Origin of the sequence: Thalassobaculum salexigens DSM 19539 (genome assembly GCF_000423805.1) — a bacterium.
GTDB lineage: Bacteria > Pseudomonadota > Alphaproteobacteria > Thalassobaculales > Thalassobaculaceae > Thalassobaculum > Thalassobaculum litoreum.
Window position 1 is genome coordinate 404705 of sequence record NZ_KE384093.1, and the last position, 19026, is coordinate 423730.

19 protein-coding genes are annotated in these 19026 nt (G+C 67.6%); 10 read left to right on the forward strand and 9 right to left on the reverse strand.

The features are described from left to right. Nucleotides 1–83: 83 nt before the first annotated feature. The 3 genes from G578_RS0106210 to G578_RS0106220 all read right to left on the reverse strand — a co-directional run bounded on the left by G578_RS0106210 (nucleotide 84) and on the right by G578_RS0106220 (nucleotide 1838). Nucleotides 84–629, reverse strand: a complete 546-nt coding sequence (locus tag G578_RS0106210; RefSeq protein ID WP_028793494.1) for an NUDIX hydrolase — start codon at nucleotides 627–629, stop codon at nucleotides 84–86. A gap of 116 nt (nucleotides 630–745) precedes the next feature. Further along, entirely contained in the window at nucleotides 746–1006 is a 261-nt protein-coding gene (locus tag G578_RS0106215; protein ID WP_028793495.1) for a hypothetical protein, read from the reverse strand. A gap of 70 nt (nucleotides 1007–1076) precedes the next feature. Continuing rightward, nucleotides 1077–1838 carry a HugZ family pyridoxamine 5'-phosphate oxidase gene (locus G578_RS0106220; protein ID WP_038013729.1) on the reverse strand — a complete coding sequence of 254 codons (762 nt, stop codon included), beginning with the start codon at nucleotides 1836–1838 and terminating at the stop codon, nucleotides 1077–1079. 152 nt (nucleotides 1839–1990) lie between these two features. On the opposite strand from G578_RS0106220, the gene G578_RS0106225 reads away from it, so the two are divergent. After that, nucleotides 1991–2686 carry a response regulator transcription factor gene (locus tag G578_RS0106225; RefSeq protein ID WP_028793497.1) on the forward strand — a complete coding sequence of 232 codons (696 nt, stop codon included), beginning with the start codon at nucleotides 1991–1993 and terminating at the stop codon, nucleotides 2684–2686. Nucleotides 2687–2772: 86 nt separating this feature from the next. Continuing rightward, on the forward strand, nucleotides 2773–4476 hold the full coding sequence (locus G578_RS0106230) for a sensor histidine kinase (RefSeq protein WP_028793498.1): 1704 nt from the start codon (nucleotides 2773–2775) through the stop codon (nucleotides 4474–4476). Between the two features lie 65 nt (nucleotides 4477–4541). Here G578_RS0106230 and G578_RS29410 read toward each other — a convergent pair whose 3' ends face one another. The 5 genes from G578_RS29410 to G578_RS0106255 form a co-directional block, all read right to left on the reverse strand. Beyond that, a complete protein-coding gene (locus tag G578_RS29410; RefSeq protein ID WP_156907223.1) occupies nucleotides 4542–4709 on the reverse strand; it encodes a hypothetical protein in 168 nt (55 codons plus the stop codon). 11 nt (nucleotides 4710–4720) lie between these two features. Next, nucleotides 4721–5863, reverse strand: coding sequence for a 2OG-Fe(II) oxygenase (locus G578_RS0106240; protein WP_028793499.1), 1143 nt, complete (start codon nucleotides 5861–5863; stop codon nucleotides 4721–4723). Between the two features lie 5 nt (nucleotides 5864–5868). Continuing rightward, nucleotides 5869–6705, reverse strand: coding sequence for an anti-sigma factor family protein (locus tag G578_RS0106245; RefSeq protein ID WP_028793500.1), 837 nt, complete (start codon nucleotides 6703–6705; stop codon nucleotides 5869–5871). After that, nucleotides 6695–7222, reverse strand: a complete 528-nt coding sequence (locus G578_RS0106250; protein ID WP_028793501.1) for an RNA polymerase sigma factor — start codon at nucleotides 7220–7222, stop codon at nucleotides 6695–6697. The genes G578_RS0106245 and G578_RS0106250 overlap by 11 nt, the downstream gene beginning before the upstream one ends. 82 nt (nucleotides 7223–7304) lie before the next feature. Then, nucleotides 7305–8057, reverse strand: coding sequence for an alpha/beta fold hydrolase (locus G578_RS0106255; protein WP_051244135.1), 753 nt, complete (start codon nucleotides 8055–8057; stop codon nucleotides 7305–7307). Nucleotides 8058–8362: 305 nt separating this feature from the next. Between G578_RS0106255 and G578_RS0106260 the strand changes: the two genes are divergently transcribed. The 7 genes from G578_RS0106260 to G578_RS0106290 all read left to right on the forward strand — a co-directional run bounded on the left by G578_RS0106260 (nucleotide 8363) and on the right by G578_RS0106290 (nucleotide 16775). Next, nucleotides 8363–10291 carry an AMP-binding protein gene (locus tag G578_RS0106260; protein ID WP_038013732.1) on the forward strand — a complete coding sequence of 643 codons (1929 nt, stop codon included), beginning with the start codon at nucleotides 8363–8365 and terminating at the stop codon, nucleotides 10289–10291. 11 nt (nucleotides 10292–10302) lie between these two features. Beyond that, nucleotides 10303–11136, forward strand: a complete 834-nt coding sequence (locus G578_RS0106265) for an ABC transporter ATP-binding protein (protein WP_051244139.1) — start codon at nucleotides 10303–10305, stop codon at nucleotides 11134–11136. Between the two features lie 14 nt (nucleotides 11137–11150). Continuing rightward, nucleotides 11151–12050: a branched-chain amino acid ABC transporter permease gene (locus G578_RS0106270; RefSeq protein WP_028793505.1), complete on the forward strand. Its 900-nt coding sequence runs from the start codon at nucleotides 11151–11153 to the stop codon at nucleotides 12048–12050. Nucleotides 12051–12052: 2 nt separating this feature from the next. Further along, the gene (locus tag G578_RS0106275) at nucleotides 12053–13129 is read left to right on the forward strand and encodes a branched-chain amino acid ABC transporter permease (RefSeq protein ID WP_028793506.1); all 1077 of its coding nucleotides are present in this window, start codon (nucleotides 12053–12055) and stop codon (nucleotides 13127–13129) included. Between the two features lie 123 nt (nucleotides 13130–13252). Continuing rightward, nucleotides 13253–14566, forward strand: a complete 1314-nt coding sequence (locus G578_RS0106280; protein WP_028793507.1) for an ABC transporter substrate-binding protein — start codon at nucleotides 13253–13255, stop codon at nucleotides 14564–14566. Between the two features lie 96 nt (nucleotides 14567–14662). Then, nucleotides 14663–15496 carry an ABC transporter ATP-binding protein gene (locus tag G578_RS0106285; RefSeq protein WP_028793508.1) on the forward strand — a complete coding sequence of 278 codons (834 nt, stop codon included), beginning with the start codon at nucleotides 14663–14665 and terminating at the stop codon, nucleotides 15494–15496. 43 nt (nucleotides 15497–15539) lie between these two features. Further along, complete coding sequence (locus tag G578_RS0106290; protein ID WP_028793509.1) at nucleotides 15540–16775, forward strand: phenylacetate--CoA ligase family protein; 1236 nt, start codon at nucleotides 15540–15542, stop codon at nucleotides 16773–16775. Nucleotides 16776–16784: 9 nt separating this feature from the next. On the opposite strand, the gene ubiG is transcribed toward G578_RS0106290, so the two are convergent. Further along, complete coding sequence (gene ubiG / locus G578_RS25050; protein ID WP_084618719.1) at nucleotides 16785–17588, reverse strand: bifunctional 2-polyprenyl-6-hydroxyphenol methylase/3-demethylubiquinol 3-O-methyltransferase UbiG; 804 nt, start codon at nucleotides 17586–17588, stop codon at nucleotides 16785–16787. A gap of 164 nt (nucleotides 17589–17752) precedes the next feature. Between ubiG and G578_RS0106300 the strand changes: the two genes are divergently transcribed. After that, nucleotides 17753–18982: an aspartate kinase gene (locus tag G578_RS0106300; RefSeq protein WP_028793510.1), complete on the forward strand. Its 1230-nt coding sequence runs from the start codon at nucleotides 17753–17755 to the stop codon at nucleotides 18980–18982. The last annotated feature ends 44 nt before the right edge of the window (nucleotides 18983–19026 follow it).

The following is a 19026-nucleotide window of genomic DNA, read 5'->3' on the forward strand; positions in this document are numbered from 1 at the left end:
CGGAAGGGCAGGTGGCAGGATCCTGATTTGCATCAGGATGACGGGGGAGGGAGTGGGGGGCGGCAGAGAGGGCGTGGAAGGGGCTACAACCCCTGCACCGGTTCCGGGAACGCCGGGAAATCGCTCTGGCCCTGGGTGCGGCGCCAGTGGTCCAGCGCCCAGTGCACGCTGGGGAAGGCCAGGTCGTCCCAGGGGATCTCGTCCCAGGTGAACAGGCCGACCTCCCGCGTCTCGTCGCCGGCCTTCACATCCGGGTCGAGCAGGCGGGCGCGGTAGATCATCTGTACCTGACTGATCCGCGGGATGTTGTAGATGCCGAGCAGGGCGTCGATCTCGATCTTGGCATAGGCCTCTTCCCAGGCCTCGCGCATCGCCCCTTCCACCGTGGTCTCCCGCTCCTCCATATAGCCGGCCGGGATCGTCCAGTAGCCGTCGCGCGGATCGATCGCCCGGCGGCACAGCAGGAACTTGTCGCCCAGGGTGACCACCGAACCGACGACGATCTTGGGGTTGATGTAGTTGATGAAGCCGCAATCGTCGCAGACCAGCCGCTCGCGGTTGTCGCCGTGCGGCACGCGGCGGACGACGGGACCCTGCGGGCCGGAACGGGGAGGGGTGGCGTCGGACATGAGGGGAGTGTGGCGGCGCCGCGCGCCGCCCGCAACCGGGACGCGGCGATTTGGCGGGATGCCGGGCACAAAAAAAGCGGCTCAAAGCCGCCGTCATGTCCCGCAACCGGACCCGGTCAGACGAAGATGTCGAGATTTTCCCCGCGGCCGCTGCCCCGGCTGAACGCGAAGGCGGCCCGGCTGCCGTCCACCCGCTGCTCGCGATCCTGCTCGCTGTCGGGCCCGACGTCGTCGGCCTCGGAGTTCTGGCGAACCGGGTTGGAGGTCAGGTTGCGGGTGGAACTGGAGGACTGCTCCTGCTGCACGGGACGCGGCACCACCAGCCCGGCATTGGGCAGCGCGTTGGTCGGCGTCGATGTCAGAACGGGTTGAAGCATTGTCTGTCTCCACCCGTGAATATAGACCTTAACGCATCGGGATTCAAGGAACCGCGGATTTCCGCGATTATCAGGACTCCGGCGCGGCGGCGGCCCTTGCTCTCTTAGCCAGTCTGACCAACTCCACCCGGGCGCCGTCGGCATCGGCCACCGGCGTGTCGAAGGGCAGGCGGGCGACCCTGCCGGCGCGCCGCAGGTCGGCGCCCTCGGCATCCACGCCGGTCATCGCCCAGCCCTCGCCCTCCAGGCCGAGCAGCACCTTGGCGTAGAGGGCGACGGCATCGGCATGGTCGTCGTTCATGTGGCCGACCACATCGGCTTCCCGCTCGGCCAGGGTGGGGTGGACCTCGCCGAGGACCTCGCCGCCGTCGACCCAGTGGATCCGGCCGAAGCCGGCGACGATATGGGCGCGCTCCACCGACATCCGCCAAACCGCGAAATCGCCGAACCCGGCATACATGTCGGCGGAGGGGTGGCGGGCCAGGTAGCGGGCGCGGTGCCGCGGGTCGTCGGTCTTCTCCAGGCGGCCCATCACCGTCGCCCGGGCGCCGGTCAGCGGCTCGTCGAGCCCGGCGGTGCCGTCGACCAGCAGGCTGGCGCGGGGATCGGCCAGGAGATTCCGGGTGTGATCCGCCAGGGTGGAGATCAGCAGGAGAGGCGATGCGTCCTGGTCGACCGCCATCATCACCAGCGAGGCATAGGGCCAGCCGGTCGGCGCTTCGGACTCGGCGCGCTGTACCGTGGCCAGCACCGCCCGGTCGCAGGAGCGCAGCAGATCGCGCACCGACCGGGCGGGAGAGGATGTGGAAGACTTGGCGTCTGGATCGGTCATACCCATGCTATACACCGGGACGGGCGGCGATCGAAATGCGGCGCATTCGGGGCGCCGCCTGCATTCTTCGCCCCATTGCGGCCAAGCCCTTGCCGGAATGGGGGGGCAAACCCGAACTCTGGCGACGACGTGTTGCGGGAAAGGGGCGGATCATGACGAACACCATCGCGCTGGTCGACGACGACCAGAACATCCTGACATCGGTTTCCATGGCGCTGGAGTCGGAAGGCTTCCAGGTGCGCACCTACAAGGACGGCGAGGAGGCCCTGCGCGGCCTGAACCAGCGGCCGGTCGATCTGGCGGTGCTCGACATCAAGATGCCGCGCCTGGACGGGATGGAGCTGCTGCAGCGCCTGCGCAAGACCTCCACCCTGCCGGTGATCTTCCTGACCTCCAAGGACGACGAGGTGGACGAGGTGCTCGGCCTGCGCATGGGCGCCGACGACTACATCCGCAAGCCGTTCTCCCAGCGCCTGCTGATCGAGCGCATCCGCGCGCTGCTGCGGCGCCAGGACCTGGCCCAGGACGAGTTCAATCCACAGTCGGAGGCGCCGCTGGTGCGCGGCGAGCTGGTGCTCGACGGCGCCCGGCACATCTGCTCCTGGGCCGGCAAGCCGGTGCCGCTGACGGTGACCGAGTTCCTGATCCTGCGGGCGCTGGCGGTGCGGCCGGGCCACGTGAAGAGCCGCGACCAGCTCATGGATGCGGCCTATGGCGACAACATCTATGTCGACGACCGCACGATCGACAGCCACATCAAGCGGATACGCAAGAAATTCAAGTCGGCCGACGACCAGTTCTCCAAGATAGAAACCCTCTACGGCGTGGGTTACCGGTACCGGGAGTGACCCGGGCCGGGCGACGGGCCGGGGATGACGGGGACTAAGGGGAACCGATGGCGGCGACGGGCCGAAATGACGGGAGCCGACACGGCTTGCGGGCCGATCCGAGCGATCAGCCGCAATCGACAGGCCATGGGCGCGGCGCGTCCGACGCGGGGCGGACCCGCCGGGCGACCCCCAGGCGACGCAAGGTCTTCGCTCTGCGCTGGCCGTCGGTATCGGGACTGACCGCGCGCATCCTGGCGATCAACCTGGTGTCGATCGCCATCCTCTTCGTCGGCGTACTCTATCTCGACCGCTACCAGAACGCCCTGATCCGCGGCGAGCTGGACGCGCTGACCCGTCAGGCGGAGGTGATCGCCCGGGCGATCGGCGAGCTCGGCATAGAGCCGAACGTGATCCAGGACGAGGGCCTCGATCCGGTGCGGGTGCAGCGCATCGTGCGGCGCCTGTCGGTCGTCACCTCTTCGCGCATCCGGGTCTATCACCCCACCGGCGCGATGCTGGCCGACAGCCGACGGCTCGCCGGGCCGGCCGGCACCGTGCGCATCGTCCCGCTGCCCCCGCCCATGGAGAACGAGCCCCTGGCCCGGCTCGCCATCGATCTCTACAACGCCATGGTCAACTGGCTGCCGCGCCGCGGCCAGCTCCCGATCTGGCGCGAGCAGCCGTCGGACGGCGGCGTGCTGAAGGAAGTCACCGCCGCGCTCGCCGGCACCACCGAACGGGCCGTCCGCAAGACCGAGCAGGGCGGGCTGATCCTGTCCACCGCGGTGCCGGTGCAGCGTTACAAGCAGGTGCTCGGCGCGCTGATGCTGTCGCTGGACGGCGACGAGATCGACACCGCCGTGCGCGAGGTCCGGTTCGAGATCCTGTCGATCTTCGCCTTCACCCTGCTGGTCACCATCCTGCTGTCACTGTACCTGGCGGGCACCATCACCCGGCCGATCCAGCGCCTCGCCCATGCCGCCGTGCTGGTGCGCAACAGCCGGCACCGACGGATCCAGATTCCCGACTTCGGCGGCCGGAAGGACGAGATCGGCGACCTGTCGCGCTCGATCCGCTCGATGACCGAGGAACTGTGGCGCCGGCTCGACGCCATCGAGGGTTTTGCCGCCGACGTCGCCCACGAGATCAAGAACCCGCTGACCTCCCTGCGCAGCGCGGTGGAGACGGCGGCGCGGATCGACGATCCGGAGCGTCAGCGCCGTCTGCTGGCCGTCGTCGTCGACGACGTGGAGCGGCTGAACCGGCTGATCACCGACATCTCCTCGGCCTCCCGCATTGCCGCCGAGATCAGCCGGGAAGAGGAGGAGCGGGTCGATGTCGGCGGGCTGCTGGGCGCCCTGGCGGAAGTCTACAAGGCGGCCCAGGAGGATCACGGCGGCCCGCCGGTCCGCGCCGAACTGACCGATCCGGAGAAGCTGTTCGTCAACGGCCACGAGGGCCGGCTGGTGCAGGTGCTGCGCAACCTGATCGAGAACGCGGTCAGCTTCTCGCCGTCGGAGGGCTCGGTGCGGCTGCGCGCCTATCGCGAGAACGGCGAGGTGGTGATCGTGGTCGAGGATGATGGCCCCGGCCTGCCGGAGGGCAAGCTCGACGCGGTGTTCGACCGGTTCTATTCGGAGCGGCCCGAGGGCGAGAAGTTCGGAACCCATTCCGGCCTTGGCCTGTCGATCTCGCGCCAGATCATCGAGGCCCACGAGGGCACGGTGCGCGCCGAGAACCGCAAGAGCCCGGACGGCAGGACGCTGGGCGCGCGCTTCCTCATCCGGCTGCCGGCGGCGGACGACTGAGGCAGCGGCTTCGGCGGAACAAATGAGGTGGGGCGGAGCGGGCCTCTCCGCCCCACCTCTGCGGCTCACCCTGCTTCCGACACTGCCCGCTTCAGGATCAGGAGCAGCATCAGAAGCTGGGTCAGGTCTGCCCGGGACCGGGGGGACAGTCTGGGCAGCCTCAGGATGACCCGGAGATCCCCGATCTGCCGGTCGAGCTGATCGGCATCCAGGGACAGGGTGAGCACGGTCATGGAACCAGGCGTCAGGCCGCCGAGTGTTTCACCTGGACCGGCGGGACCTGGCTCAGGAACCCTCGGTTGGCGTCGCGGATCGCCGCCGCCTTGGCGTCGAACAGGAACGGCAGGAAGGCGTAGCGGCGGCCGGCGGTGACCTTGCGGGCCTCGTGCAGCATCGAGCAGGAGAACACCACCGCGCCCCCGGTCGCCGGCTTGTAGAGATGCGGCCCGTATTCCGGAAACCACAGCTCCCCGCCCTCGAACTCCTCGGCGTTCAGGTTGATCGACACGGCGAAGCGGCGATGGGCGGTGCCGGATCCGCCGTTGTCGCGGTGGGCGCTGAAGAACCCGCTGTCGCCGCTGTCGTAACAGCCGACCATGAAGCGTTCGATATGGGTGGCGTCGAAGTTGTAGACCTTCTTGATCTCGCCGGTGAGCCGGTTGATCAGATTGCGCCGGATCCACGCCAGGGTGTCCCGGTTGCGGATCGGGGCATCGCGCCGGCGCTTGACGGAGTCGTCGAAGAAGCCGGTGGTGACTCCGTTCACGTCGCGCATCACGCCGCTGGGGCCGCCGCCGTTCTCCTCGTATTCGTCGATGAGCCGTCGGCACAGATCGCGCTCGAACACGTCCGGGACGTAGAGCACGGGGGCGTGGCCGCCGACCTGCGCCACCGGCGGGGCGGCGGGGATCCTGGACACCGCTGCCGCCAGCCGGTCCAGGAAGGTGTCGAGCGGGGCGAAGCTCAGGAAATCGGTCATGCGCAGATTGCGGCCGACCACGAAGCAGCCGTTGCGGACGACGCGATAGGTCTGGTCCGGCGTGCGGGCGTCCTCGACCATGCCGTAGGCGCGATGGATCTTCAGGTCCGTGTCCCAGAACGGCAGCGTCCGCCGGTCGTCGGACATCAGCGTGTCGGCCTGGCGGTCCTGCGGATGGGCGGTCACCAGATAGATCAGGATCCCGGCCCGATGCAGGGTCTTCTCCATGGAGCGCAAGAGGTTCACCGCCTCGGCGGCCTTGCCCCTGGTGCCGCTGCCGAGGAAACAGAGCAGCACAGTGCGGCCGGCCACCGCGTCGAACTCGAAGCGCGGATTGATCGGCGTGTCGGCGATGAAGGTCGGCAGGAAGTCGCCGGGGCGGAAGGTTGGATGCTGGTGCGCGGTCATGGGTCTCAGAATCCGGCGGAGGCGACGAGCTGGCGGGCGATCTCGCCGACCCGCCGCTCGGGCAGAGCGGCGGTGACGACGAAGGCGATGGAGTCGCGTCGGCCGAAGGCGACGGCGAAGTCGTTGTAGCTGGTGACGACCATCTCCCCGTCCGGCACGCCGACCGAATGCAGGCTGGCGCTGTTGACCGACAGGAGCAGCGAAACCGGGCGGGCCTCGCGGTCGAAGAACAGGAACTGGACGGCCGGGCCCTGATCGGTCGAGGCCATGTCGACCTTGGACAGGATCAGTCCGTTGGCCCTCAGACCCGCCGGGTCGATCCCCTCGGAGAACATCTCCGACAGCTTGGCGAAATCGACCGAGCCCACATCGGTGGCGAACATCGGCGCCAGGGCGAGGGTCCGGTGCGCCTCGGTCGCCTCGTCGATGAAGGCCAGCGGCCCGTCGGTGGCGTTGCCGGGACGGGGGGCGAGGATCTCCTGCGCCGTCCAGCCGACCACCGCGCCGATCACCAGCACGGCGGCGATCCGGGCCTGGGCGACCATGACCTGACGGCCCCGCCGCATCCAGCCATGGAACGTGGTGGCCCGGCTGAGCCGGGTCGCGGCGGCGCGCATCTGCTCGGGGATCTCATCGTCGACCGGCCTGCCTGCCAGGCCCGCGAGCAGGGACTTGTGTCGGGTATAGACCTCGATCCTGGCGGCCAGTTCCGGCGAAGCCCCGGCAGCCGCGGCGATCTCGCGGCGCCGCTGCGGGGACAACTCGTCATCGACATAGGCGCCGATTTCCCAGTCTTCGATGCTGCCGGAGCCGTTCTTACCGTTGCCGTTCCTAGTGGACATCGCGTCCTCCAACCACGGTGAAGGGGGTGACAGATGAGTCGTCGTCTTCGAGCAGCCGGCGCAGCGCCTCGCGGCCGCGCGCCAGGCGCGAGCGGACGGTGCCGACCGGAATGTCCATGGCCAGCGCGATCTCGTCGGTGCCGAAGCCTTCCACCGAGACCAGCAGCAGCACCTCGCGCTGCTGCGGCGGAAGCTGGGCGATCGCGCCGAGCACGCGGCTCAGCTCCACGCTCGCCTCCTGGCCTCCGGCGACGGTGCTGGCCGCGTGCGCGAACCAGGAGGTCTCGCGGTCGCGCCGCGACCGGCTCTCGCGGATCGTCGAGCGGAAGGTGTTGTGCATGATGGAGAACAGCCAGACCCGCAGGTTCCGCCCGTCGACGAACCGGCCGGCATTGCGCACGGCCTTCTCCAGGGTCGCCTGGACCAGGTCGTCGGCGTCGACCGGGCTGCCGCAGAGCAGCCGCGCGTATCGCCGAAGCTGATGGACGTGATCGAGGATCTCGGAACTGGTGACCATCGCGGCCTTCTCCAGAAGGTAACGAAGGGTATACGCCGCCGCGTTCCGTGTTTATCCCGGCACCATCAAAATAAATTTCTGCTCAGAGCGCTGCGGCGAACGTTCGCACGGCATCGATGACCGCGTCCTGGCTGTCGAGATGCGGGGCGTGACCGCTGTTCTCGATCAGCAGGGGCTCGGAGCGGCCGGCGACCTGGTCGACGATGGCCCGGACCTGGGCCGGGGTGCCGTACTCGTCGTCCAGTCCCTGGATCGCCAGCACCGGGCACCGGACCTCCGGCAAACGGTGCTCCATGTTCCACGCGGCGAAGGGCGGCGACAGCCAGGCGTCGGCCCAGCGGTAGAACACTTTGTCCGCGCGCTCGGCTCCGTGGTGGCGCAGCAGGGCCGCCTTCAGTCGGCTGTCCGGCGCCTCGTAGGCGGTGACCGCGTCTCGAATGCCGGCGAGCGTGACCTCCTCCACAAAGACATGGGCCGCCTCGGTGACGCAGCCGGCGATCCGGTCCGGGGCCAGGGCCGCGGCGAGCAGGGCAATGGTCCCGCCATCGGAATGGCCGAACAGGATCGGACGGACGATTCGCTCCCGTTCCAGCAGGGCGATCAGCGCCTCGGCCTCGCGCTCGTGATAGTCGAGCCGGTGCCCGCCGCGCACCGGACCGTCGAAGGGTGGGGCGGTGCCGTGGCCCCGCCGGTCGGGCAGGATTCCGCCCCGGCCGAGGGCCGCGCACAGGGCGTCGGGAAACCCCCGCCACATGGTCGCGGCACCCAGTCCTTCGTGCAGAAACACGATCTCCGGTGCGGGGCCGTCGATGCGGGCGAGAGGTCGTTCGCTCATGCTTACCATTCCTGGAGATGCCGTCGTTGTTGCAGCGCAGCAAGGGTTGTCTAGTGCGGATTTGGCAATGGCTTGTGTCTTGCGGGGAAACAGGAATTCGCGTATCCAAATCACGACCCTGCTTCGGCGGGTCGAAAAAATAAAGCCACCGATCCGGCCATCCGCGCAAAGCGGAGGACAAAAGGGCGGGGCAAGGTCAGGGATGGATCCGGGAACGCGTCCGCTTGCGACTGCCGAACAGGGAGTCGTGCGTGCGGAGTGACAGGCCGTTAGTCCCTGCGTGCGACGTGGAGGACGAAGGGCTGATGTCTTATCCCGATCCGGCGGTCTACGACACGCTTCCGAAGCTGCTGCGGTACAACGTCGATCACCACGGCTCCGACATCGCGGTGCGCGAGAAGGATCTGGGCATCTGGCATGAGTGCACCTGGGCCGAGTACGGCGCCAAGGTGAAGCACATCGCTCTGGCGATCCGCGATCTCGGGGTGACGCGCGGCGACGTGGTCGCGATGATCGGCGACAACGACAGCGACTGGACGGCGTTCGAGATCGCGGCGCATACGGCCGGTGCCATGACCATGGGCATCTACCGCGACGCGCTCGAGGAGGAGGTCGGCTACCTGGCCGAATACGCCGAGGTCGCCCTGGTCTACGCCGAGAACCAGGAGCAGGTGGACAAGTTCCTGGCCCTAGGCGACCGGCTGCCGACGCTGAAGCACATCGTCTATGCCGACGACCGCGGCATGCGCAAACGCTCCGACCCGCGGCTGGTCCATCTCGAGACGCTGATCGCCGCCGGAACCGAGGCCGACCGCAAGGCGCCGGGCGCCTTCGACCAGATGGTCACCGCCACCAAGGCCGAGGATGTGGCGATCCTGTGCACCACCTCGGGCACCACCTCCAATCCGAAGCTGGCGATGCTGCCCCACGGCCGGTTCGTGCGGCACATCCACACCTACCTGGCCGCCGATCCGAAGGGCCCGCACGACGAATATGTCTCGGTGCTGCCGCTGCCCTGGATCATGGAGCAGGTCTATGTCTTCGGCTTCGGCCTGGTCTCGCGCATGAAGGTGAACTTCCCGGAGAGCGAGGAGACCAGCTTCGCCGACCTGCGGGAGATCGGTCCGACCTTCCTGCTGCTGGCCCCGCGCGTGCTGGAACAGATCGCCGCCGACATGCGCGCCCGGATGATGGATGCCTCCTCCCTGAACCAGTGGCTGTTCGACAAGGGGCTGAAGATCGCGGTCGACGCGGTCGAGCACGGCCGGCATTCGACCCTGGCCAACATGATGGTGATGGGCGCCCTGCGCGACCGGCTCGGCTTCGGCAATGTCACGTCGGCGGCGACCGGTGGTGCCGCGATGGGGCCGGACACCTTCAAGCTGTTCCTCGCCATGGGGGTTCCGCTGAAGCAGCTCTACGGCCAGACCGAGACCCTGGGCGCCTACACCCTGCAGGACGGCAAGGAGCTCGACGTCGACACGGTCGGCATCCCGTTCGAGGGCTGCGAGGTGAAGATCGAGAACCCGGATCCGGAGGGCGTGGGCGAGATTGTCACCCGCCATCCCAACATGTTCACCGGCTACTACAACAACCCGGAGGCGACGGCCTCGGACCTGCGCGACGGCTGGATGCATACCGGTGATGCCGGGTATTTCGACGCCAAGGGCCGTCTGACGGTGATCGACCGGGTGAAGGACATGGCCGAGACCTCCACCGGAGTGAAGTTCTCGCCGCAATACATCGAGAACAAGCTGAAATTCTCGCCCTATGTGGGCGAGGCGGTGATCCTGGGATCCGGCCATCCGTACCTGACCGCGATCATCTGCGTGCGGTTCTCCACCGTCTCCAAATGGGCGGAGAAGAACCGGGTCGGCTTCACCTCCTATACCGGCCTGTCTGCCGACGAGCGGATCTACGAGTTGATTCGCGGTGAGGTGGAGCACGTCAATGCCGGTCTGCCGGAGCATCAGCGGATCCGCCGCTTCCTGCTGCTCTACAAGGAGCTGGACGCGGATGACGGCGAGCTGACCCGCACCCGCAAGGTGCGCCGCGGCGTGGTCTCCGAGCGTTACGGCCAGCTCATCGACGCGCTGTACGGCGACGCGGGTACCGCGCGTCTCGATACCGAGGTGATGTTCGAGGACGGCCGGCGCACGCGGGTCCAGGCGGACATGACGATCATGGAAGTCGGCGGCGATGCGCCGTCCGGCGACCTCAGAAAGGCGGGCTGACCGTGGCTGCAGTGCAAGGGTTCGAACCGGAGACGGTCTCCGACGAGGCGGAGCTGCCGGACCGGGAGGTGGGTGAGGTCGTCCTGAAGCTGGAGAATATCGAGCTGGGCTTCGGCGGCGTGAAGGCCATCAACGATGTGAGCTTCGAGGTCCGCAAGGGCGAGATCCGCGCGATCATCGGGCCGAACGGCGCCGGCAAGTCGTCGATGCTCAACTGCATCAACGGCTTCTACAAGCCGCAGAAGGGCACGATCACCTTCGCCGGCAAGACCATGTCCGCCATGGATCCGCATTTCGCCGCATCCAACGGCATCGCCCGCACCTTTCAGAACATCGCCCTGTTCCGCGGCATGTCGACCCTCGACAACCTGATGACCGGCCGGGTGCTGAAGATGAACCGCGGGTTCTTCTGGCAGGCGCTGCGCTGGGGCCCGGCACAGCGCGAAGAGATCGAACACCGCGCTTTCGTCGAGACCGTCATCGACTTCCTGGAGATCCAGTCGATCCGCCGGACGCCGGTCGGCCGACTGCCCTACGGCCTGCAGAAGCGGGTGGAACTCGGCCGCGCGCTCGCGATGCAGCCGAGCATTCTGCTGCTCGACGAGCCGATGGCCGGCATGAACGTGGAGGAGAAGCAGGACATGTCCCGTTTCATCCTCGATGTGAACGAGGAGTTCGGCACCACGATCGTGCTGATCGAGCACGACATGGGTGTGGTCATGGACATCTCCGACCGGGTCGTCGTTCTCGACTACGGCCGCAAGATCGCCGACGGCACCCCGGACGAGGTGCGCAGAAACCAGAACGTGATCGACGCCTATCTCGGCGTTCCCCACGAAGACTGACGGGCGGAGACGGCATGCTGGAGTTCTGGTTCTTCATCGAGGTCGTGCTGAACGGGATGTTCGCCGGCACGATGTATTCGCTCATCGCCCTCGGCTTCGTGCTGATCTTCAAGGCGTCGGGGGTGTTCAACTTCGCCCAGGGATTCATGGTGCTGTTCGCGGCCCTGTGCTTCGTCGGCTTCCTGGAGATGGGCGTGCCCCTGATTCTGGCCCTGGTGATCGCCGCCGCGATCATGGTGGCCTGGGCCTTCGCGGTGGAACGCTTCGTCCTGCGCCATCTGGTCAACCAGGAGCCGATCATCCTGTTCATGGCGACGATCGGCATCGCCTTCTTCCTGGAAGGCTTCGGCGAGCTGTTATGGGGCGCCGACGTGCATCCGCTGGATATCGGTATCCCCGACGGCGCGTGGTTCGTCGGTCCCGACGGCGTGATGATGGTGCAGCAGTTCGACGTCGCCGCCGCCGTGATCGCCGGCGGCCTGGTCGCGGTGCTGGCCCTGTTCTTCACCTATACCCGGATCGGCCGGGCGCTGCGCGCGGTGGCCGACGACCACCAGGCGGCGCTGTCGGTGGGCATCCCGCTGAACCAGATCTGGATCATCGTCTGGGCGGTCGCCGGGCTGGTGGCGCTGGTCGCCGGCATCATCTGGGGCTCGCGCCTCGGCGTGCAGTTCTCGCTGTCGATCCTGGCGCTCAAGGCGCTGCCGGTGCTGATCCTCGGCGGCTTCACCTCGGTGCCGGGCGCCATCGTCGGCGGGCTGATCATCGGCGTCGGGGAGAAGGTCGCCGAGATCTATCTCGGCCCGTATATCGGCGGCGGAATCGAGGAATGGTTCGCCTACGTGGTGGCAATGCTGTTCCTGCTGTACCGGCCCCAGGGCCTGTTCGGCGACAAGATCATCGAGAGGGTCTGAGGATGTTCTATCGCGAAGCCGGCATCTACAAGACGAGCTACGCGGCCGACCAGGCCCTGTTCCGCATCCCGCTGGACCGCATCTTCGTGATCTCCGTGGTGCTGTTCGCCGCCCTGGTGATCCCGGTGATCGGCAACGAGTACTGGCTCGGCTCGATCCTGATTCCGACCCTGATCATGGCGATCGCCACGATCGGACTGAACATCCTGCTCGGCTATTGCGGCCAGCTCAGCCTCGGCACCGGGGCCTTCATGGCCGCCGGCGCCTTCCTCGGCTACAAGATCGCGACCGCCTTCCCGTGGATGCCGATCTGGGCGGTGGTCATCCTCGGCGGCCTGTCCGCGGCACTGATCGGCGTCGCCTTCGGCCTGCCGAGCCTGCGCATCAAGGGCTTCTACCTGGCGGTCACCACGCTGGCGGCGCAGTTCTTCCTGCTCTGGCTGTTCCAGAAGGTGCCGTGGTTCGTGAACTACTCGATCGCCGGCGTGCCGACGGCGCCGCCGCGCGAGATGTTCGGCTATCTGGTCACCGGGGCCGAGGCCACGGTCGAGGCACGCTATCTGTTCATCCTCGCCTTCACCGTGGTGCTGGCGCTGATCGCCGCCAACCTGGTGCGCGGGCGGATCGGGCGGACCTGGATGGCGATCCGCGACATGGACATCGCCGCCGAGCTGATCGGCATCAAGCCGCTGCCGACCAAGCTCTCGGCCTTCGCCGTCAGCTCGTTCTACTGCGGCGTCGCCGGCGTGCTCTGGTCGTTCTGCTACATCAACACCGTCGAGGCGACCGCGTTCGACATCTTCCGGTCGTTCTCCGTGCTGTTCATGGTGATCATCGGCGGGCTCGGCAGCATCCTGGGATGCTTCCTGGGCGCCTTCTTCATTTTCCTGCTGCCGATCTTCCTGAACAGCGCGCCCGGATGGGTCGGCCTGGAAGTGCCCACCGAACTCATCAGCCACCTGGAGTTCATGGTGTTCGGTGCGCTCATCGTCTTCTTTCTGATCGTCGAGCCCCACGGCCTGGCCCGGCTCTGGGCGATCACGAAGGAGAAACTGCGCCTGTGGCCGTTCCCGTACTAGGCCAACTGGTAGGGAAAACGCGCGGGCGTGTCGTTTCGGCGACGGCAAAGGGCGGGAGACACCGCTCCGGCCGCCGCCAACAGAAGCAAAGCACCGCTTTGCAAACAGGGAGGACATAGGAAGATGAACTTCCGTTCCGTTACCATGACCATGGCAGCCGCCGCGGTCGGCCTCTTCGGGCTGACCGGCGCCGCGCAGGCCGAAGGCCAGTTCATCCCGAACCTGGTCTACAAGACCGGCCCCTACGCGCCGAGCGGCACCCCGACGGCTCACGGCTTCGCCGACTACCTGGCGATGGTCAATCACCGCGATGGCGGCATCAACGGTGTCGAGATCATCTACGAGGAGTGCGAGACCGGCTACAAGACCGACCGCGGCGTGGAGTGCTACGACCGCGTGAAGAACCAACACGGTGGCGCCACGGTCATCAACCCGTGGTCGACCGGCATCACCTACGCCCTGATCGAAAAGGCGACGGCGGACAAGATCCCGCTGCTGTCCATGGGCTATGGCCGCACCTCGGCGGCCGACGGCCGGGTCTTCCCCTACGTCTTCAACTTCCCCTCGACCTACTGGAACCAGATGACGGCGGTGATCAAGTACATCGCCGAGCAGGAGGGCGGGTACGACAAGCTGAAGGGCCAGAATCTCGGCTTCATCTATCTCGACCATCCCTATGGCAAGGAGCCGATCCCGACCCTGGATATCCTGGCCGAGAAGTACGGCTTCACCTACGACAAGTACCCGGTCCCGCCGGCGGCGATGACCGAGCAGAAGTCGATCTGGCTGCAGGTCCGCCGCGCCCGTCCGGCCTACATGATCATGTGGGGTTGGGGGGCGATGAACTCGACCGCCATCAACGAGGCCTCGAACGTGAAGTATCCGATGGAGAAGTTCATCGGCAACTGGTGGGCGGCGGCCGAGCCGGACGTCATCCCGGCCGGTGACGGCGCGATCGGCTACAAGGGCGCCACGTTCAACGGCGTCGGCACCGACTTCAAGGTCTACGAGGACATCAACGCCCTCTACGACGCGGGCAAGGGGTCCTGGAACCGCGAGGAGATCGGCGGCGTGCTGTATTCCCGCGGCATGGCGGCGGCGGCCTATGTGGTCGAGGCGATCCGCACGGCCCAGGCGGAGTACGGCAACCGGGTGATCACCGGCGAGGAGATGCGTTGGGGCATGGAGAACCTGGACGTCACCGACGCGCGGATCGAGGAGCTCGGCATGACCGGCCTGATGCCGCCGGTGAGCATCACCTGCGACAACCACGAGGGTCAGAATCCGGCGATCAAGATCCAGCAGTGGAACGGCAAGGAATGGGAGATCAAGACCGACTGGATCAAGGCCGACACCGCCCTGACCCGTCCGCTGATCGAGCAGGACGCCGAGCAGTACGCCAAGGAGAGCAGCATCACCCCGCGCAGCTGCTCGTAAACGGCTGACGACGCACACGAACCGAGAGGCGCCGGCACCGCCCGGCGCCTCTCCCAAGCCCGACTCCGAGCCGACCCGAACCCAGGACGAGAAGCCATGAGCGTAGTTTCCGAGGCCCCCGGCGCGGCCCAGCCGCTGCTCAAGGTCAACAACATCGAGGTCATCTACGACCACGTGATCCTGGTGCTGCGCGGCATCTCGCTGGAGGTGCCCAAGGGCGGCATCGTCGCCATCCTCGGCGCCAACGGTGCCGGCAAGACCACCACCCTGAAGGCGATCTCTAACCTGCTCGGCACCGAGCGCGGCGAGGTCACCAAGGGCAGCATCGAATTCGACGGGGTGTCGGTGGAATCCTCCAGCCCGAATGCGCTGGTCAAGCGCGGCTGTATCCAGGTGATGGAGGGCCGGCACTGCTTCGAGCACCTGACGGTGGAGGAGAACCTGCTGACCGGGGCCTTCACCCGCGGCGGCGACCGCCAGGGCATCCAGCGCGACCTGGAGATGGTCTACAACTACTTTCCGCGCCTGCGCGAGCGGCGCACCAGCCAGGCCGGCTACACCTCCGGCGGCGAGCAGCAGATGGTCGCCATCGGCCGGGCGCTGATGAGCCGGCCGAAGATGATCCTGCTGGACGAGCCGTCCATGGGCCTCGCCCCGCAGCTGGTCGAGCAGATCTTCGAGATCGTCAAGCAGATCAACGAGCAGGAGGGGGTGACCATCCTGCTGGCCGAACAGAACACCAACATCGCCCTGCGCTACGCGAAGTTCGGCTACATCCTGGAGAGCGGCCGGGTGGTCATGGAGGGCGAGGCCGAGCAGCTTCGCAACAACGAGGACGTCAAGGAGTTCTATCTCGGCCTCGGCGGCGAGGGCCGCAAGAGCTTCCGCGACGTGAAGCATTACCGCCGCCGCAAGCGCTGGATCGGCTGATCCGGGTTTCGCCCGTCGCCATACTCAATCCGTCGGAGGACACATGGCCGACCATTACGACGCGCTGGAGACCCGCAGCGCCGACGAACGGGCGGCGTCGCTGGCGCAATGCCTGCCGGCGCAGATCGCCCATGCCAAGACCAACACCGCCTATTTCGCCCGTGCCCTGGCCGACGTGGACGCCAATACGGTGCGCAGCCGGACGGACCTGGCCCGGCTGCCGGTCCTGCGCAAATCCGATCTGATCGAGCTGCAGCAGAAGATGCCGCCCTTCGGCGGGCTGAACGCGACCCCGCTGTCGGACCTGGCGCGGGTGCTGATCTCGCCGGGGCCGATCTTCGAGCCGGAGGGGCATTCGGCCGACTACTACCGCTTCGCCCGCGCCCTGTTCGGCGCCGGGTTCCGGCGCGGCGACCTGGTGATCAACACCTTCGCCTATCACCTGACACCGGGCGGCTGGATCGGCCAGTCGGCGGCCGAGGCGCTGGGCTGTCCGGTGATCCCGGCCGGGGTCGGCAATACCGAACAGCAGCTCGACGCCATCGCCGCCCTGAAGCCTGTGGCATATGTCGGCACACCGGCCTTCCTGAAGACCCTGCTGGAGAAGGGGGCCGAGGTGGGCACGGATGTCTCGTCCCTGACCAAGGCGCTGGTCTCCGGCGGGGCGCTGCCGCCGAGCCTGCGCGCCGAGATCGAGGCGCTCGGGGTGAGCTGCGCCCAGGCGTATGCCACCGCCGATCTCGGCCTGATCGCCTATGAGAGCCCGGCGCGCGAGGGGATGATCGCCGACGAGGGTGCGATCATCGAGATCGTGCGCCCCGGCACCGGCGACCCGGTCCCCGACGGCGAGGTCGGCGAGGTGGTGGTGACCGTGCTGAACCCGGACTATCCGCTGGTGCGGTTCGCCACCGGCGACCTGTCGGCCGTGCTGGCGGGCGAGAGCCCGTGCGGGCGCACCAACCTGCGGATCAAGGGCTGGATGGGCCGCGCCGATCAGACCACCAAGGTGAAGGGCATGTTCGTGCATCCCTCCCAGGTCGCCGCCATCGCCGCCCGGCACAAGGAGATCGCCCGCGCCCGGCTGACGGTGACGGGGGAGAAGGGTGTGGACGCCATGGCCCTGTCGGTCGAGGTCTCCGGCGGCGGCGAGGCCCTGCGCGTGAGGATCGCCGAGAGCCTGCAGGCGGTCACCAAGATGCGCGGCGGCGTGACATTGGTGGCGCCGGGCAGCCTGCCGAACGACGGCAAGGTGATCGACGACCAGCGGAGTTACGAGTAGGGCGGGCGCCTAAACCTTCCGCGCCACCAGCGCGTAGTTCACCCGCGGATCCGCCGACAGGGCGAAGGTCCCGTCGATCGGGTCGAACACTAGGCCCAGGGCCGGATCCACCTCGAAACCGGCGTCCTGCAGCAAGGCGGTCAGCTCCGCCGGCGTGGGGAACTGTGTCCAGTCATGGGTGCCGCGCGGGACCCAGCGCAGGATGTATTCCGCCGCCACGATCGCCTGGGCGCGGGACTTGGCGGTGCGGTTGATCGTCGTCAGCACCAGCACCCCGCCCGGCTTCAGCAGCGCCGCCAGCGCCGCCACGAAGGCCGGCTTGTCGGCCACATGCTCGACCACCTCGCTCGCCACCACCGCGTCGAAGCGCAGCCCGGCGGCGGCCAGATCCTCCGCCGCGCCGGCGCGGTAGTCGATCTCCAGCCCCATCTCGCCGGCATGGGCGATGGCGGCGGCGATGCCGGCGGCGTCGGCATCCACGCCGGTCACCGTGGCGCCGAGTCGCCTCATCGGCTCCGACAGCAGCCCGCCGCCGCAGCCGATATCCAGCACCGTCAGCCCGGCCAGCACTTGCCGCCCCGTGGTCCCCTTGGCCAGCGGCGCCAGGGCGTCGCGGATCACCTGCATGCGCACCGGCACGAAGCGGTGCAGCGGCCCGTGCGGTCCGTCCGGGTCCCACCAACGCTCGGCGAGCTGCGCGAAACGGTCAATATCCGCCCGGTCGACAGTGCCCTGTGCCGGGGCCGGTCGACCGGCGCGTGCCGCCCGTTCGGCCCGTGCATCCGCCGTCCGGCGCAACAGAGACCTCAGCATGATAGAATCCTCACATCATTAAGCGGTCCTGCCGCTTGCTCCTTGGGAGTCCCCATACTATGGATAGCGCCGCCCTTGTCCGGCAAGGCTTTGCGACCGAAAGGCGCATCGGGCAGGGCACCCTGAAGAGACAGGGCATCCAGACGACTCGGAGCGGACAGACGATGGCGCGCATCGTGATGAAGTTCGGCGGCACGTCCGTCGGCACGACGGACCGGATCAAGAACGTGGCGCGCCGCGTCAAAACCGAGGTCGATGCCGGCAACGAGGTCGCGGTGGTGGTCTCGGCCATGTCGGGCACGACCAACCAGCTCGTCGCCTGGACCAACGAGATCGCGCGCCTGCACGACGCCCGCGAATATGACGTCGTCGTCGCGTCGGGCGAGCAGGTGACGGTCGGCCTGCTGGCGCTGGCGCTGCAGGATCTCGGCGTGAACGCCCGCTCCTGGCTCGGCTGGCAGATCCCGTTCCGCACCGACGGCATCCACGGCAAGGCCCGCATCGGCGAGATCGACACCACCCTCATGCGCGAGCGCTTTACTCAGGGCCAGGTGGCCGTCGTCGCCGGCTTCCAGGGCATCGGCCCGGACAACCGCATCACCACGCTCGGGCGAGGCGGGTCGGACACCTCGGCGGTGGCGCTTGCCGCCGCCTTGGACGCCGACAGGTGCGACATATATACGGACGTGGACGGGGTCTACACGACCGATCCGCGTATCACCGCCAAGGCGCGCAAGATCGACCGCATCACCTATGAGGAGATGCTGGAGCTGGCCTCCCAGGGGGCCAAGGTGCTTCAGACCCGGTCGGTCGCCATGGCCATGCAGCACGGCGTGCGCGTGCAGGTCCTCTCCAGCTTCGAGGACAAGCCCGGCACGATGGTCGTCGACGAGGGAGAAATCGTGGAGCAGCAAGTCGTCACCGGTATCGCCTACAGCCCCGATGAAGCGAAGGTCACGCTGGTCGGCGTGCCGGACCGGCCGGGTGTGGCGGGCGCCATCTTCGGGTCGCTGGCCGACAGCGCGGTCAATGTCGACATGATCGTCCAGAACGTCAGCCAGGACGGTAAGTCCACCGACCTGACCTTCACGGTCGGGTCCACCGATCTCGACCGCGCCCACCAGGTGCTCGAGGGTCTGAAGGGCGAACTCGGCTATTCCGACATCGTCTCCGATCCGGGTGTGTGCAAGATCTCGGTCGTCGGCGTCGGCATGCGCAGCCAGCCGGGCGTGGCCAAGACCATGTTCCAGACGCTCGCCGCCAAGGGCATCAACATCCAGGTGATCTCCACCTCCGAGATCAAGGTCAGCGTGCTGATCTCCGCCGACTACACGGAGCTCGCCGTGCGCGCCCTGCACACCGCCTACGGCCTCGACGCCGACGGTGACGGCTAAGTGTCATGAACGCACCCACCGGAGCCCGTGAAACCGGACCGGGG